At 42.2% G+C, this 15,784-nt stretch carries 12 protein-coding genes; 9 read left to right on the forward strand and 3 right to left on the reverse strand.

What is annotated here, in order from left to right:
- The first annotated feature begins 9 nt into the window (after positions 1–9).
- From WBM98_RS02415 to WBM98_RS02425, 3 genes are all read left to right on the forward strand, one after another.
- A complete protein-coding gene (locus WBM98_RS02415) occupies positions 10–1,629 on the forward strand; it encodes a sodium:solute symporter (protein ID WP_424364427.1) in 1,620 nt (539 codons plus the stop codon).
- A 33-nt stretch (positions 1,630–1,662) separates the two neighbouring features.
- Positions 1,663–1,911 carry a hypothetical protein gene (locus tag WBM98_RS02420; RefSeq protein ID WP_424364428.1) on the forward strand — a complete coding sequence of 83 codons (249 nt, stop codon included), beginning with the start codon at positions 1,663–1,665 and terminating at the stop codon, positions 1,909–1,911.
- Positions 1,912–2,043: 132 nt separating this feature from the next.
- Positions 2,044–4,860 (forward strand): TonB-dependent receptor, encoded by a 2,817-nt coding sequence (locus WBM98_RS02425; RefSeq protein WP_424364429.1) that lies wholly within the window; start codon positions 2,044–2,046, stop codon positions 4,858–4,860.
- 22 nt (positions 4,861–4,882) lie between these two features.
- Here WBM98_RS02425 and WBM98_RS02430 read toward each other — a convergent pair whose 3' ends face one another.
- The gene (locus WBM98_RS02430) at positions 4,883–6,148 is read right to left on the reverse strand and encodes an MFS transporter (RefSeq protein WP_424364430.1); all 1,266 of its coding nucleotides are present in this window, start codon (positions 6,146–6,148) and stop codon (positions 4,883–4,885) included.
- 512 nt (positions 6,149–6,660) lie between these two features.
- On the opposite strand from WBM98_RS02430, the gene WBM98_RS02435 reads away from it, so the two are divergent.
- From WBM98_RS02435 to WBM98_RS02450, 4 genes are all read left to right on the forward strand, one after another.
- The gene (locus WBM98_RS02435; RefSeq protein WP_424364431.1) at positions 6,661–8,694 is read left to right on the forward strand and encodes a transketolase family protein; all 2,034 of its coding nucleotides are present in this window, start codon (positions 6,661–6,663) and stop codon (positions 8,692–8,694) included.
- Between the two features lie 170 nt (positions 8,695–8,864).
- Positions 8,865–9,710, forward strand: a complete 846-nt coding sequence (locus WBM98_RS02440; RefSeq protein WP_424364432.1) for a sterol desaturase family protein — start codon at positions 8,865–8,867, stop codon at positions 9,708–9,710.
- Between the two features lie 94 nt (positions 9,711–9,804).
- Positions 9,805–11,151: a Gfo/Idh/MocA family protein gene (locus WBM98_RS02445; protein WP_424364433.1), complete on the forward strand. Its 1,347-nt coding sequence runs from the start codon at positions 9,805–9,807 to the stop codon at positions 11,149–11,151.
- Positions 11,152–11,167: 16 nt separating this feature from the next.
- The gene (locus WBM98_RS02450; RefSeq protein ID WP_424364434.1) at positions 11,168–12,742 is read left to right on the forward strand and encodes an arylsulfatase; all 1,575 of its coding nucleotides are present in this window, start codon (positions 11,168–11,170) and stop codon (positions 12,740–12,742) included.
- Positions 12,743–12,854: 112 nt separating this feature from the next.
- Here WBM98_RS02450 and WBM98_RS02455 read toward each other — a convergent pair whose 3' ends face one another.
- Positions 12,855–13,958, reverse strand: a complete 1,104-nt coding sequence (locus WBM98_RS02455; protein WP_424364435.1) for a DUF6920 family protein — start codon at positions 13,956–13,958, stop codon at positions 12,855–12,857.
- 210 nt (positions 13,959–14,168) lie between these two features.
- Here WBM98_RS02455 and WBM98_RS02460 point away from each other — a divergent pair, with 210 nt between their 5' ends.
- Together WBM98_RS02460 and WBM98_RS02465 are read left to right on the forward strand one after the other, a co-directional pair.
- Positions 14,169–14,468 (forward strand): HPF/RaiA family ribosome-associated protein, encoded by a 300-nt coding sequence (locus tag WBM98_RS02460; protein ID WP_424364436.1) that lies wholly within the window; start codon positions 14,169–14,171, stop codon positions 14,466–14,468.
- Positions 14,469–14,501: 33 nt separating this feature from the next.
- On the forward strand, positions 14,502–15,338 hold the full coding sequence (locus tag WBM98_RS02465; protein WP_424364437.1) for a universal stress protein: 837 nt from the start codon (positions 14,502–14,504) through the stop codon (positions 15,336–15,338).
- Positions 15,339–15,340: 2 nt separating this feature from the next.
- Here WBM98_RS02465 and WBM98_RS02470 read toward each other — a convergent pair whose 3' ends face one another.
- On the reverse strand, positions 15,341–15,745 hold the full coding sequence (locus tag WBM98_RS02470; RefSeq protein WP_424364438.1) for a hypothetical protein: 405 nt from the start codon (positions 15,743–15,745) through the stop codon (positions 15,341–15,343).
- Positions 15,746–15,784: the final 39 nt, after the last annotated feature.

A 15,784-nucleotide genomic window follows, 5' to 3' on the forward strand; every position in this document is an offset into this window, starting at 1 on the left:
ACCGATATTATGAAAACCTTGGATACATACGACTGGATCAGTATTGTCATCTACTTTTTAGTCCTTTTAGGTATAGCTGTGTGGGTTATACGTAAGAAAAAAGAGAATACCGAAGATTATTTTTTAGCCGGTAGAAATATTGGGTGGTTTGTTGTAGGAGCCTCTATTTTCGCTTCCAATATTGGTTCGGAACATGTGGTAGGACTTGCAGGAACAGGAGCTAGCGATAAATTACCATTGTTGATTTATGAAATTCAGGCATGGGTCGTACTTATCCTAGGATGGGTGTTTTTGCCTTTTTATGCCCGGAGCGGGGTTTTTACCATGCCCGAGTTCTTGGAAAAACGATTTGACGCAAGATCCCGATGGGTACTTTCCATTTTTTCGATAGCGGCCTATGTGTTAACGAAGATTTCGGTAACCATTTATGCCGGTGGGGTCGTGGTTTCCGCGCTTTTGGGAATTGATTTTTGGACCGGTGCCATAGCTACGGTTATTCTCACGGGAATTTACACTGTTTTGGGAGGCATGCGCGCGGTGGTATATACCGAAACCTTGCAAGCGGTTCTATTGATTGTGGGCGCAGGGGTTTTGACCGCCATTGGGCTCGACAGAGTTGGTGGATGGGAAAGCATGACCGAAACCTTAAGTCCTGAATATTTCAATATGTGGCGCCCTGCCACTGACCCTGATTTTCCATGGCCTTCCCTCTTGATTACCAGTACGATAGTGGGAATCTGGTATTGGTGTACGGACCAATACATTGTTCAACGGGCTTTGACGGCCAAAAATATAAAAGAAGGACGCCGAGGAACCATTTTCGGGGCAATGTTGAAATTATTGCCCGTATTTCTATTTCTCATACCCGGTATTATTGCGCTAACCCTAAAAATGAGGGGAGAATTGCATTGGGACTCTCCAGACGAAGCTTTTCCGGTATTGATGAGTAATCTATTGCCATCGGGATTGCGTGGTTTGGTTGCCGCAGGATTATTGGCTGCTTTAATGAGCTCCTTGGCCTCGGTCTTTAATTCCTGTTCCACGCTTTTTACGGTTGACATCTATAAAAAATTGAGACCGAATACGCCCGAGAAAAAGTTGGTACGTACGGGACAAGTGGCTACGGTCATCGTGGTTGTTATAGGTATTGTTTGGATTCCCATCATGGCAAATATCTCAGGGGTGCTGTATGAATATTTACAGAGTGTACAAGCCTATATCGCACCCCCCATCACCGCGGTGTTTCTAATGGGTATATTTTATAAAAGAATCAATGCTACCGGTGCCTTTGCCACGTTGATCATGGGTATCGTGGTGGCATTTTTGAGGATTACCCTTGAGTTGGTCAAAGGGAGTTTTGAAACGGATAGTTTCCTTTATAAATTGGGAGATATGAACTTTTTAAGTTTTGGAGCTTGGTTTTTCTTATTTTGTATTCTTTTCATTATTGCTGTTAGTTTATTGACTCCGGCACCATCTAGGGAGAAGGTGGTAAACTTAACGTTCGGCACCATAACCGCAGAAGAAAAATTAAAAAACAAGGCCAGTTATAGTTGGGTTGATATTTCCATTTCTATTATAATCATCATTATTGTCATCGGTGTTATGATTTTCTTCAATGGAAAATAGAGATCATTCCCTGCCTTTAAAACGCAGCGTTTTTTGATTTACCATTTCGATGATGGGCAAAAGGACTATGACCAATTATTGACAATGGCACAAGGCAAACCCATTGCCCTTGGTGAGATAGGCGAATTGCCAAAAACGAATATATTGAAGGTACAGCCCAAGTGGTCATGGTTCATGGTATGGTCTGGTTGGTTAGTCACTGCAAATACCGAAGAAAGGGTCAAAGAGGTGTATGGGTATTCAAAGACTAGTATCCGAGACGAAATAAACGATGATCACTAAAGAATTTCGACGGCCTTTGTTGTTGTCATGAAACATCGTTATGAATTTCGTTTATTGATGCCATTTAATAGTGGGTAACCTATGGGGTAAAAAAGTTTTGCGCTAAATTTGGCGCTATAAGAAACTAATTCAATGTCCAAGGTTTTATTTTCCTGCCTGTTGTTTGCCTCGATTTTTATACATTCTCCCATTTTTGGTCAATTCAGTATTGGTGGTGATTTAAAGAATGGGCAGGGTGAGCCCTATGAAGGGGCGCATATTAGTATTCAGCCGGGCAATCACATAACAGCATCCGCTAAAGATGGCAGATTTCAAATAATAAATTTGGACCCCGGGGAATACCTATTGCGTATTTCCTATTTGGGCAGTAAGACCCATATTGAAAAGGTACAGGTCAAAGAGGATGATGTATTCTTGAATATACTCTTAAAAGACGATGTCTTGGCCCTACAAACTGTTGTGGTAACCGGCACCTTTGAACCCCGAAGTAAACTTACATCCAGTACGGCCATCACCACATTGGAACCCCATAGATTAATGCAATCTTTTCCTAGGGGAACAGCAGATCTATTGCAGGTTGTACCAGGTACGTTTACCGATCCCTCGGCTGGCGAGGTTTTTACCAAAGTGTATTCCAGGGGCATTTCGGCCTCTGCAGAGGATGATATGGGATGGTATTATGTCTCTCTTCAAGAAGACGGACTACCGGTTAGTCTGGTACAGCACTCGTATTACGGGCCCGATCTATTCCATCGAATGGACATCTTTACAGAGCGGGTAGAGGCTATACGTGGAGGCAGTGCGGCAATCACAGCCCTTAATGCTCCCGGGGGTATTTATAATTTTATCACTAAGGAGCCCAGTGCTATGCTTACGGGGGAGCTTCGGCTTCAAGGCGGATTGCAAGGCGACAACAATGCCCTATTGAGAATCGATGGCATGATCGGCGGTCCGTTGGGCCATGATTGGTTTTTTAATGCCGGGGGACATTATCGTAAGGATGAAGGGGCCAGAAATACCGATTTTACATTCAGCAAAGGAGGCCAACTACGATTCAATGTGTTGAAAAACCACAAAAAGGGGTTTATAAAATTCTACGGTAAGCTACTCGATGATTTTACGAATAGGTATACGGGGGTTGCGGCAACCCATTGGAACAAACCCATAGCGGCCTTTGGTCAGGATTTTAATACTACGGCCCTGTTGATGCCTGCTTTTTCAGCAAATGTACCCGACGGCAGAAGATTGAATACAGGGGAAACAAACCGTTTTGATCCTTCGCAAGGCTTACATGCCCAGGATAAGGCCATTGGAGTGCATGTTCTTCAAGATGCAGGGGAGGACTGGTCCGTAAGATTTAACCTGAAATATTCCCACAAAAATGCCAATTGGCAGACCGCCATCAGTAATGCATTTGTTTCGCTGAATGATCCCTTGGCCTATTTTATATCTGGAGCCCAGTTTCCCATTGGCCAGGTGGTTTTTAAGGATGCCCTTTTAGGAACGGAATTGGCCCGTTTGGACAACAGTGGTATCCTAATGGGAGCACCTTTTCAGTACCTAGGAACGGGAACATTGCCCAATGATGCGATTATGGGAACGGCCTCTTGGTTTAAACAGAACAAATCTGATGAATGGATGAATCAATTGACCATTCGAAAAATCACGGATAATCACGACTTGACCTTTGGAATGGGCCTAGGCCTATCCAAAACATCCCTTTTTACCCAAGGTAGCTTTGGCTATGTGACCTATGAACCAAATCCTCGGATGTTGCAGGTGACACTTGAAATTCAAGACCAACCTACAATCGCCTTATCAGATGAAAACGGATTGAGTAATTACGGAGGGTTGTTTTATGATAATGCCCGGGCAGACGTGGGTCAAGTGGCATTGTTTGCAAATGACCAGTGGAAATTAATCGAACGGTTGCATTTGGACCTAGGGTTGCGCTACGAAACCATCACCCATAACGGAAGCAAGGACCAAGCGGCTCCTTTTGTTGGGGAGGGAGGCTATGACGGTGACCTTACCACCGATTATGATAACGGCATCTTAACCTCAACCGGAATACGCGACGATTTTGATTTCACCTATAAGTACATCTCCTATTCTACCGCACTGAATTATGGGGTCAATGATCATGCCCAAATTTTTACACGCTTCTCATCAGGCAACAAAGCCCCCGAACTGAATTTTTATTTCAATAATTTTTCTGGGGTACCCATAAATAAAAAAGGGGATATCCAGAAAATCTACCAAGCGGAATTGGGGTATAAATACCACAATGATAAATTTTCAATCATGGCAACCATGTTCTGGAGTCAATTACAAAACGTTGGGATTTCGGATTTTCAATTTGATGCTGAACAAGGAAGCGTGTTTTATGCCCCGGTACAGTACAATGATTCACGAACGATCGGATTTGAATGGGAAAGTGCCTATTCTCCCGTTCCGTTTTTGACCTTTAGTTTCAATGGTGCCATACAGGATGCCAAAGCTACAAAATGGACGGTGTACGAGGCGGCAGGTTCATTCGATTCCGGTGATGATTCATTGCTTGATTATTCCGGCAATACCATGGCCTTTAACCCCCGTTTAATGTTCAATACGGGCGTTGGGTATCAAAAGGATAAATGGGATGGATTCTTTAACTGGCAATTTATGGGCGAAAGGGAAGGCAATATTGCAAATGCCTTTCAATTGGCTTCCTACAGTATTTTTAATGTAGGATTCGGTTATAAGATCAATAAAAGACTCTCGGCGAATTTGAAGGTTACAAACCTATTCAATTCAGAGGGTCTTGCGAATTTCTATGGCCCCAATAATTTTGGTGCCAGCGCCAATGATGCTACCGCTGAGTTTATTCAGTCCAATCCCGATGCCAGTTTCGTTGTTGTGCCCATATTGCCAAGAGGCACGTTGGTAGGCTTGAATTATTCCTTTTAAGGCTGGGCATACTTTTGGGTGATCAATATTCCGTGGCCGGTAACACGTTTTCATGGGGAATATTTTTTGCCCTTTTCTTTTTGACCCAAAACCAAAGAATACTAAAGAGGACCACCAGTAGTGCAGGAAAGGCAATCATTGTTTTTAAGGTTTCCTGGCCAACGGCCAATTCCAAGTTGTCACCAGCAAGTCCCATAAGTATGGCTTTTTCCCGGGCAGCATCGATCCATATACCAAAAATGGGCTGCATGTTAGCGGTTAAAAACATGCCAATGGCCCCAACGACTGACATTCCCAATGCCCCACTTTTAGGTATTTTTTCTGCCACAAAACCAATCATATTAGGCCAAAAATAGCACAGCCCAATCGCAAAGATAACAGCGGCTACATAGACAAGTCCACCGGTTTGCGTACTCAATAAGAACATGCCAATAGTCGCAAAAATAGCCGAGCCGAGCAAGACCCCTGTTTGATCGAATTTATGTACGAATTCACCACCAAAATAACGACCGAAGGCCATGATGCCCGAAATCAAGGCCATAATAACCATACCATCCGCACCACTTTTATCCAGCACCAAGCGTACCCATTGCATGGGAACAAATTCCGTTGTGGCTGTCAGGGCCATACAAAAAGCTATAAAAACAAAAAGGGGAGTCGCCATTCCTTTTAAATTACCTCTTAAGGTTTTAGCCTCCTTAATCTGTGGCTTTGGAAACACTTGTCCGTAAAAGAGATACGCATAAAGTAATGTGGGTGCCAATATGATCCATATCTGGGCCTGCCAACCCAAATCCATTTTGGTCATAAAGTAACTTAATAAACTGCCCAACACAATCCCCCCGGGAAACCACATATGGAATCTGTTCAATAAAGTGCTCATTTTTTTGCCCGAGGCACTATCTGATATCATGGGATTGCATGCAGCCTCGGTGCAACCATTTCCCAATCCAATAAGTAAGGTTGAGAACATCAGGCCCCAATATCCACCTGAATATATGGTCAAAACTATCCCTAGTGCATGCGAGAAGAAGGCAAATTGCATAATTTTTTTTGGACCAATGGTATGATAGGTCAGACCGCCGATGATCATGGCAATGGGAAATCCGAAAAACCACATCGAATTTATTTCACCTAGTTGTTTGGCCGTTAAATCGAAAGCCTCCCCAAGTTCTGGCAGCACACCTGCCCGCAGGCTAAAGGAGAATGCTGTGGTAATTAAAGCAAGACAACTACCATAAAACAGTCTATTTGTATTTGGCTTTGTATGATTTTTGTTTTTCCCCATGGATAATGTTGGCTGTCTATGCGTTCAATGCTAAAAAGAACCTAATTTTTTAACGCATTTTCATCGAATATAATAATATTCTAAGTGGAGTATCGAAATATCATTAGAAAATAGGTCGTTACATTGATTATTATTAGATAAAGGGTTCATAAATCATTTGTTGGTCCTTTAGCGGAATGCTCTATCCTGCTGATGTGGTAAGCGGGGTTCTTGCTAGTTTTGTCTTGTGGATAACCCCAAAATTTATTCTTATTTTATGCGATAGCGGTTGGTATTCCTTAAAACTACGAAAACGTTGTATAAAATTGATAAACAAGGGTTTAAAAGGTAGAATACCATGAAATAAGGGAATCTGGGTTATTTGGCAAAAGTGGGTCTTAAGATGTATATGGTTGTCGATAGTTTTTAAGGCAGATGTCCGCCTAAAAGGATAAAAAAAGCTAGATTTGTGTTACATTTTGATGATGGACATCATCGAATAAATAAGTAGTAATTCTTAGAAAAAGCGTTAAATGAACAAAGAGATCAATCTGCAATCAGCTGATAATATTAGGGCTTTGGCCGTAGCAATGGTAGAAAAGGCAAATTCAGGACATCCTGGAGGTCCAATGGGGGGTGCCGATTTTATGCATATTTTATATTCGGAATTTTTCAATTTCGATCCAACTGATATGGCGTGGCCCTTTAGGGATCGGTTTTTTATGGATGCCGGTCATTTGTCCACTTTGATGTATGCGCAATATTATCTTTTTGGTAATTATAAGAAGGAGGATGTGGCGAATTTCAGACAATGGGGCTCCATCACACCGGGCCACCCGGAAGTCGATGTTGCACGAGGTATCGAAAACACATCCGGTCCCTTGGGGCAGGGTCATACCATGGGTATTGGTGCTGCCATAGCTGCTAAATTCCTTCAGGCCCGTTTTGGGGATTGGATGAACCATAAGATTTACGGATTCATTTCTGATGGCGGGGTGCAAGAAGAAATCTCCCAAGGTGCCGGGCGAATTGCAGGACATTTAGGCTTGAACAATTTTATTATGTTCTATGACTCCAATGACGTTCAATTGTCCACCATGACCGAAACCGTGACCTCGGAGGATACGGCAATGAAATACAAGGCTTGGGGATGGAAGGTAATCACCATTGATGGGCATGATCATAATGCGATCAGAAAGGCACTTACCGAAGCGAATGCCGAGACAGAAAGGCCGACCTTGATCATTGGTAAAACCATCATGGGCAAAGGATGCGTTACTGCGGATGGAAGTAAGTATGAGGGCCATTGTGAACTGCATGGGCAACCTATTGGACATACCGGAGCAGATTATGAAAAAACACTATTGAATCTTGGTGTCGATCCAAGCAATCCTTTTGAAATACGAACAGAGGTCAAGGACTTCTATAATGGTATAGTTGTTAAAAAGAAAGCCGATGCCCAAATCAAAAAGGACGAAATAAAGGCTTGGCGTAAAGATAATAAGGCTTTGGCCACTAAATTAGATCATTTCCTTTCCGGTAAATTGCCAGCGTTGGATTTTGAATCCGTTACGCACAAAGATGGCTTGGCCTCTCGGGTGGCCTCATCGAATGTGTTGGCCTATTTGGCAGAACATGTTGAGAATATGATCGTATCCTCTGCAGATTTATCGAATAGCGATAAAACGGATGGTTTTCTTAAGAAATCCCATGCCTTGCAAAAAGGGGATTTCTCGGGGGCATTTTTACAGGCTGGGGTAGCGGAATTGACCATGGCATCCTTGGCTAACGGAATTGCCTTACATGGTGGTATAATTCCCGTTGTTGCTACTTTCTTCGTGTTCTCGGATTATATGAAACCCGCGATAAGGTTAAGTTGTATCCAAGAACTGCCTGTGAAGTTCGTTTGGACCCATGATGCCTTCAGGGTAGGGGAAGATGGCCCTACACACCAACCCGTTGAGCAGGAGGCCCAAATACGTCTCCTTGAAAAATTGAAAAACCATAGTGGAAATCCAAGTTTTGTGGCTTTGCGCCCCGCTGATTCCCAAGAAACCAGCGTGGCATGGAAAATGGCAATGGAAAACACCAAAACGCCAACAGGTCTGATACTTTCCCGACAAGGGATAAAGGATGTCCCTGCCCAATCAGGCTCTAGATATGAAGAGGCTTTACAAGCTGAAAAAGGAGGGTATTTGGTGAAGGAAACTGCAAACCCCGATGTAATATTGGTCGCCAATGGTTCCGAAGTTTCAACATTGGTCGAGGCAGCGGCATTATTGGAAGAAAGAAAAGGGTTGAAAATCAATATTGCCTCCATTCCTTCTGAGGGCATTTTCAGACAGCAGTCAAAAGGGTACCAGATCAGTATAATTCCCAAGGACAAACCTGTTTTTGGCTTAACAGCCGGTTTGCCGATAAATCTTGAGGCCTTGGTAGGGCCCAAAGGCACTGTATTCGGACTGGATCATTTTGGGTATTCCGCCCCGGCAAAGGTTTTGGATGATAAATTCGGATTTACCGGCGAAAAAGTATATCAGGAAGTTCTGAACTTTTTAAAGCGGTAGTAAAAAAGCACTGATTTTAAAAGGGGTTGTCTAAAACAAGATGACCCCTTTTTTATTTGGTGCTAAACAGACGCAGACCTTGGTTTTTGGTAAATCACATCAAAACAGATTCAAATTTTTGAAGTATATTCAAGCAGAAAACCAATAGCTATAAAAATTTCGCGGCTTGTATGGATGCATTCATAGATTTTTTCGCTCACTTGACCAGTCTTCAAAAACTGATATGGATCGTAAGTATGATGACCCTATTCTGGTTGCTCGAAGGGGCCTATCCATTTCAAAGGTTCGATTACAAAAAATGGGAACATGCGGCCCCCAATTTAATATTATTGGCTTCTACCATCTTTATCAATGTTCTATTTGGTCTAGCTACCGTTGGGATATTCGTCTGGCTTGAGGAAAGTGACTTCGGATTATTGAATATGGTCGAACTACCCGTTTGGGTCGAATTGCTATTGGCCATAATGCTTTTGGATTTCTTGGCACAATATGTAGTACATTTTATGCTGCATAAAGTGAGGTTTATGTGGCGATTTCATATGGTGCACCATAGTGATACCCATGTCGATGTAACGTCGGGCACAAGACACCATCCCATAGACTTTATCATGAGGGAGACTTTTGCGCTTCTAGCGATACTTATCGCCGGATTGCCCTTGGCCTATTATGTTCTGTATCGAATTTTGACCATACTTTTCACCTATTTTTCCCATGCCAACATACGTCTGCCAATTTGGTTGGATAAGGCGATCAGCCTTGTTTTTATTTCACCCAATACCCATAAGTTCCATCATCATTTCGAAATGCCATGGACAGACACCAATTATGGGAATATCTTCTCGCTCTGGGACAGGGCTTTCGGAACATTCGTTTATCAAGATCCGAGAGCGATCGTCTATGGTTTGGATGTATTGGATAAGGAAAAATCAAATGATATCCTCTATCAATTGAAAGTGCCATTTACCTATAAAAAAAGAAGTCTGGATTCCTTTGATATATCGAAGGATAGGAAGTAAAAAAACAACCCAATATGTTCATTTTAAAGCTTTTTATGATTAAATTCAACGATGCTTTTAAATTCATTTCCGACCGTTTAAATAAATCAATATTATGAAACAAACTAGTGACCAAAAAAACAAGACAATAGCCGCTAATAATTCAAGAAGGACTTTTGTTAAAAATACGGCCCTACTTTCTGGAGCTATGGTTTTACCAACCTTTCAAATGGATGCCATGGTGAATGTTTTTAATGAAAAGAAATTGAAAATCGCAGTGGTAGGCTGTGGTGGACGTGGAACTGGGGCAGCCGTACAGGCATTGAGAGCGGACGAGAATATAGAGTTGGTCGCTATGGCCGATGCCTTTGAAGATCGATTGAAGGATAGTCTTATGAACATTTCAAAGGAAATGGGTGAGACCAAAAAGATAAATGTCAAGACTGAGCATCAATTTGTAGGATTCGATGCTGCAAAGAAAGCTATTGACATGGCCGATGTGGTTATCCTAGCCACACCTCCTGGTTTTAGACCGGAGCATTTTGAATATGCCATCAATGCAGGCAAACATGTATTTATGGAAAAACCGGTAGCTACCGATATGCCTGGTGTTCGTAAGGTGTTGGCCGCAGCCAAGAAAGCGAAAGAGAATAAACTAAACGTCGTGGTGGGTCTTCAAAGACATTACCAGTCGAGCTATTTGGCCGCCTTGGATCAATTGAAACAGAATAAAATCGGAAAAATCGTATCAGGACAGGTGTACTGGAACAGTGCTGGGGTTTGGGTACGTGAACGACAACCGGGACAATCCGAATTGGAATATCAGATGCGTAATTGGTATTATTTTAATTGGTTGTGCGGAGATCATATTCTAGAACAGCATATTCATAATATCGACGTAGCCAATTGGTTTATTGGTGAAACCCCTATCTCAGCCCAAGGTATGGGCGGCAGACAGGTAAGGACAGGTAAAGATCATGGAGAGATTTACGATCACCATTTTGTGGAATACACCTACCCAAGTGGGGCAGTAGTTGCAAGTCAGTGCAGACACCAACCAGACACCATGCGACGTGTATCGGAATTTTTCCAAGGAACCAAAGGTACCGTTTCCACAGCAGGGGATAATGTGGAAATGAAAGATTGGGAGGGCAATTCGCTCTTTGAACATAGGGGCAAGGATGACCCAAATCCGTATCAAGTTGAACATGATAGGTTGTTCGCTTCAATTAGGAATGGAGGTGTCATCAGTGATGGCGAGCAAGGGGCACATAGTACCATGAGCGCCATTATCGGTCGTATGGCAACCTATTCCGGACAGATTATCACCTGGGATGAGGCCATGAAATCGGAATTAAAATTGGTCCCTGACGGATTGACCTGGGATTCACCAGCACCTGTACAGCCCAATGCTGATGGTTGGTATAATATTCCCATGCCAGGGAAAACCGTTGTAATGTAAGGTAAAATAGCAATTTATGAATTTCAAGTATATGCGATTGTCCCTGCTATTGGTGGGGACAATTCTTTTTTCCTGTCAGGATAAAACACCGGAACCCCTTAAAACCATAGAAAACGAAAAACCCAATATCATATACATATTGGCCGATGATTTGGGGTATGGTGACGTTGGCGTATACGGACAGGAAAAAATTGAAACCCCCAATATCGATGCCTTGGCCCAAAACGGCATGCTTTTTACCCAACACTATTCCAGTGCTCCCGTTTGTGCCCCGGCCCGATATATGTTATTGACGGGTAAACATGCCGGGCATGCATATATTCGCAGTAATTCGGAATGGAAGGAACGGGGGGATGTTTGGAACTATCGTGCTATGGCTATGGACTCAACCTTAGAGGGTCAAGGCCCAATGCCTAATACTACCATTACCATGGCGAAAAGATTGCAGGACGTAGGGTATACAACCGGAATGGTAGGTAAATGGGGACTTGGGGCCCCGCATACGCAATCAATACCCAATTCGATGGGCTTCGACTTTTTCTATGGTTATAATTGTCAGCGTCAAGCACATACCTATTTTCCACTTTTCTTGTACAAAAACAAAAATAGGGTGCCATTGGCGAATGACACCATAGCTCCCAACACCAAATTGCCAAAAGGGGCAGACCCCAATGACCCAAAGAACTATGTGCCCTTTACTTTGAATGAGTATGCCCCGGATTTGATGTTCGGGGAACTCACTGATTTTGTGGACCGCAATAAGGACAAACCGTTCTTTCTCTATTGGGCCTCCCCAATACCGCATGTGGCCTTGCAAGCTCCCCAAAAATGGTTGGACTATTACAAACAGAAATTTGGTGCTGAAAAACCATATCTGGGGGAAATGGGCTATTTTCCGCATCAAAATCCGAGGGCGGCCTATGCTGCCATGGTCTCCTATTTGGATGAGAATATCGGCAAACTGGTACAACAGCTTAAAGATGAGGGGATTTATGATAATACGTTGATCGTGTTTACTTCCGATAATGGCCCATCCTATGCCGGTGGTGCGGACCCAGGGTTTTTTAAAAGTGCCAAACCTTTCGATGGGAATTATGGCAGGGGTAAGGGATATTTGTATGAGGGAGGTATTCGGGTTCCAATGATCGCATCATGGCCAGGAAAAATCGAACCGGGAAGTAAAAGTGACCTTATCTCAGCTCAATATGACATGCTAGCGACGTTTTCCGATATCACAGGGTATGAACTACGCCAAGAATCTGATGGCGTAAGTATATTACCCACTTTACTATCCAAAGAAAATCAAAAAGAACACGAATTTTTGTTATGGGAATTTCCAAGTTACGGGGGCCAAGTTGCCATTCGTATGGGCGATTGGAAAGTGGTTCGGCAACACCTAAAGGACAATAAAGAAGAAGCCACCCTCGAATTGTACAATTTGCGATCAGATCCTATGGAAACGACCAACGTTGCCAATGAATACCCGGACATATTGAAGAACGCCGCAAGGATATTTAAAGAAGAACGAACTACTCCGGAAATGGATATTTTTAAGATCCCGGCGTTGGCCAATGGATTATTTGAAGAATAGGGGGTAGGTATTTGGCATAATTAGGCAATTTCAATTTGGAATAGGAACTATAAAGTAGAAAAATGGTAGCTTAAATATGCACTGCGCATGTAAGGCTTTTCTAAAGACTTGCCTATTTGTAGGGATACGGTTTATTATATTCCAATGAAGTGATTTCAAGTTTTAACCAATTGAAATCGCTTTCTTCCAATTTCCAGAATACCTTGCATTTAGATGGGATTTTTACACCATTGAAGACTTTGTGATCTACTGCCTCAATATACCAAGTTTCCAGTTTCGCATCTTTATCACTACCATAAAAACGTTTGGTTTCAAAGGAATGGAATTCCCCTTTCGATGTAAAGGAAAAGATGCCGGAAACACGTTTATTGTTAAGGGTAAGAATGGCTTTTGCAGAAGTTTCATCAATCGATTCCCAAACCATGTAGTCATTTGAGGCAGCAGAAGGAAACCAGCATAGTTCCGCTAAATAGCGCTGCATGCTCGCCGCATTTATCTTTTCATTCCGACCTTCATGTACTACGGGAAACAGACTGAATAATTTGATCAACATTTCCCCTTGGGCGTTGGTAAGTTTGTCACGTCCATTCAAATGCACAAGGGGTAGGGCATTAACTTTTGTGACCCATATAAAAGCGGGATCATCGCAATTGAAATACTGCTGGGCCGTAAAGGGCATCCATCTTCCAGTAGGGCTCGTTTTCATTTCCCCTTTTTGTCTTAGTCGAACAGATACCGTTTTTTCTGTCTGTAGTGCCCCAGAAGCGGTCAACCATTTTTGGACAATAGTTGGTAAATGGCCAACATCATCTTTGGTTTGAAGTACGGCAGAATTCAAATCTATTGCCCCAAGCATGTTCTGCGATTCCTTTTGAATCATTTGATCGAAACTATAATTACCATAGCCCGAAATTGAGATCATGAGAAGAATGCTATTCATAAAAGTGGCATACTTTGCGTCCTCCCAATAGATAACAATCAATATTTGGGACAAGATGACTGTCAAAATACCTAGTACAGGCCACCATTCCCGTTTTAAAAGCAGTACTAATGCGGTGGTGATACAAAGTAGACCAGCTACCAACCAAGCCAACCCTAGGGGTCTTGAAACATCTTGTATGCCGCTGATATTGAAAGAAGGGTAAAAGGCCTTTGCAAAACCCATAAAGTGGATGCATCCATGGATAAGAAAAAGTACAATACGCAAAGCCTTCATTGATTTAAATACAATTTAATTTCAAATATCGAGTTAAATTAGTAAAGTGCGATGCCTTTACGAATGATCAATATCAGTCAGTGCTAAATACCTTTAATTTTCAATGTGATTCGGACTCACATTACATTTTATTTCGGGTAATGATATTTGTCATGGTTTTATTTTAGTAAAGGATATAGCTTTATGTAAACCTTAAAAACCGCATTAATTATGACAATTGACATTCAATACGTTCAAATGCCTACAAGTGAAGCCATGAATGAATTAATAACCATTAAATTAAATCGACTTGCTAACAAATATGAATGGATCATTAGGGCTCAAGTGTATTTTAAGCAGGAAAACGACCCAACGGGTAAAGGAAAAATATGTGAGATGGAGCTCAGCGCTCCGGGACCTAGGTTATTTGCGCGGTCCGATGAGGATGATTTTGAAAAGGCCGCGGCAAACACCATCAAGGATCTTGAAAAACAATTGAGCAAAAGAAAGGCCATTATGAACAAGCATTGAAGCCTTTAGGAATAACCATAAATTGTAGTACCCATGAAGAGAATACTGGTACCGGTAGATTTTTCCGAGTTCTCGGAAAACGCCTTGGAAGTGGCGGCCCAATTGGCCACAAACTTTAAGGCAGAATTGGTTTTATTGCACATGCTGGGCCTCTCGGAGGCTATTTTCACAAAGAATGAAGCCCAGGAATTTATGGAGGCTCAATACTATATGAAGTTGGCCAAAAAAAGATTCAATGAATTCTTGGGCAAACCCTTTATGAAAGGGATCAAAGTTGCAGAAATCGTCCAAAATTATAAGGATTTCCAAGAAATAAACAATATCGTAAAAGAACAGGAAATAGATCTTGTAGTTATGGGATCCCATGGCAACAGTGGTTTGACAGGCTTATTCGTGGGTTCGAATACGGAAAAGGTAATTCGGACCTGTACCGCTCCGGTACTTGTTATTAAAAAGAGAAATAAAGATTTCAGCATCAAGAAAGCGGTATACGCCAGTGATTTTGAGGTTGAGCATGTAGAAGTGTTCAATAAGGCCATGAAATTCTTCAGTTTATTGAATGTTGAGGTGCATAACGTCTATGTTAATCGTCCCAATCAATATTTCAAAAGTTCTGAGGAAATCAATGCGCAAATAGCACTATTTATGGGTGTAGCCCATCATGGGCAAGCACATCAGAAGGATAGTGTTCAGATATTGAATGATTACAGCATAGAGGAGGGTATTTACAGTTATGCTCGTAAAATCGATGCCGATATCATTGCATTGCCAACCCAAGGAAGAAAGGGATTAGCCCACTTTTTCAAAGGTAGTGTGGGCGAAGATATCGCCAACAATGCAGAATTACCGGTTATCACATTCAAATTGTAAAGCTAGGTTTGAAACAACAACCTGAGTTTGGCCAGGACAATCAATTCCGATTTATTTTTTTTGGCCATGGACAAAGCCAAGGTTTGTGCAGTCTCCCAAATCCGTTTTTTTACATCTTGGGTAAACAGCCGTTGGTTTTCAAGATAAAAATCACGGAATGCACTAAAGCAAGGGTCACTATCAGCCTTGGTATGTTGCATTTCGGAAAAGGCCTCAAGTATTTCTTGGGGACCATCTGTGTTGAAATGATCTGGGGTTAAGGATTCATGCATCCAATTTTTGGATACCGTGTTTTTTAGGGCTATTATTTCTTTCCTGTCGATTTTCCTGTCAGCCATGGCAATGCCATAAAAGAGTTTTCCAATATGGAAATATAGTTTTTCCTTGTTGTTTTCCTTGGGTTCCATAATATATTTCAGAATGTTTTTTGGACCATTAAGTATAGG

It is taken from the genome of Maribacter sp., from assembly GCF_049667165.1.
Lineage (GTDB): Bacteria > Bacteroidota > Bacteroidia > Flavobacteriales > Flavobacteriaceae > Maribacter_A.

What these genes read in the sequence shown, in the direction of transcription:
- WBM98_RS02415 (WP_424364427.1), top strand. Translation starts at nt 10, where the DNA reads ATGAAAACCTTGGATACATACGACTGGATCAGTATTGTCATCTACTTT.
- WBM98_RS02425 (WP_424364429.1), top strand. Translation starts at nt 2,044, where the DNA reads ATGTCCAAGGTTTTATTTTCCTGCCTGTTGTTTGCCTCGATTTTTATA.
- WBM98_RS02430 (WP_424364430.1), bottom strand. Translation starts at nt 6,148, where the DNA reads ATGGGGAAAAACAAAAATCATACAAAGCCAAATACAAATAGACTGTTT.
- WBM98_RS02435 (WP_424364431.1), top strand. Translation starts at nt 6,661, where the DNA reads ATGAACAAAGAGATCAATCTGCAATCAGCTGATAATATTAGGGCTTTG.
- WBM98_RS02440 (WP_424364432.1), top strand. Translation starts at nt 8,865, where the DNA reads ATGGATGCATTCATAGATTTTTTCGCTCACTTGACCAGTCTTCAAAAA.
- WBM98_RS02445 (WP_424364433.1), top strand. Translation starts at nt 9,805, where the DNA reads ATGAAACAAACTAGTGACCAAAAAAACAAGACAATAGCCGCTAATAAT.
- WBM98_RS02450 (WP_424364434.1), top strand. Translation starts at nt 11,168, where the DNA reads ATGAATTTCAAGTATATGCGATTGTCCCTGCTATTGGTGGGGACAATT.
- WBM98_RS02455 (WP_424364435.1), bottom strand. Translation starts at nt 13,958, where the DNA reads ATGAAGGCTTTGCGTATTGTACTTTTTCTTATCCATGGATGCATCCAC.
- WBM98_RS02460 (WP_424364436.1), top strand. Translation starts at nt 14,169, where the DNA reads ATGACAATTGACATTCAATACGTTCAAATGCCTACAAGTGAAGCCATG.
- WBM98_RS02465 (WP_424364437.1), top strand. Translation starts at nt 14,502, where the DNA reads ATGAAGAGAATACTGGTACCGGTAGATTTTTCCGAGTTCTCGGAAAAC.
- WBM98_RS02470 (WP_424364438.1), bottom strand. Translation starts at nt 15,745, where the DNA reads ATGGAACCCAAGGAAAACAACAAGGAAAAACTATATTTCCATATTGGA.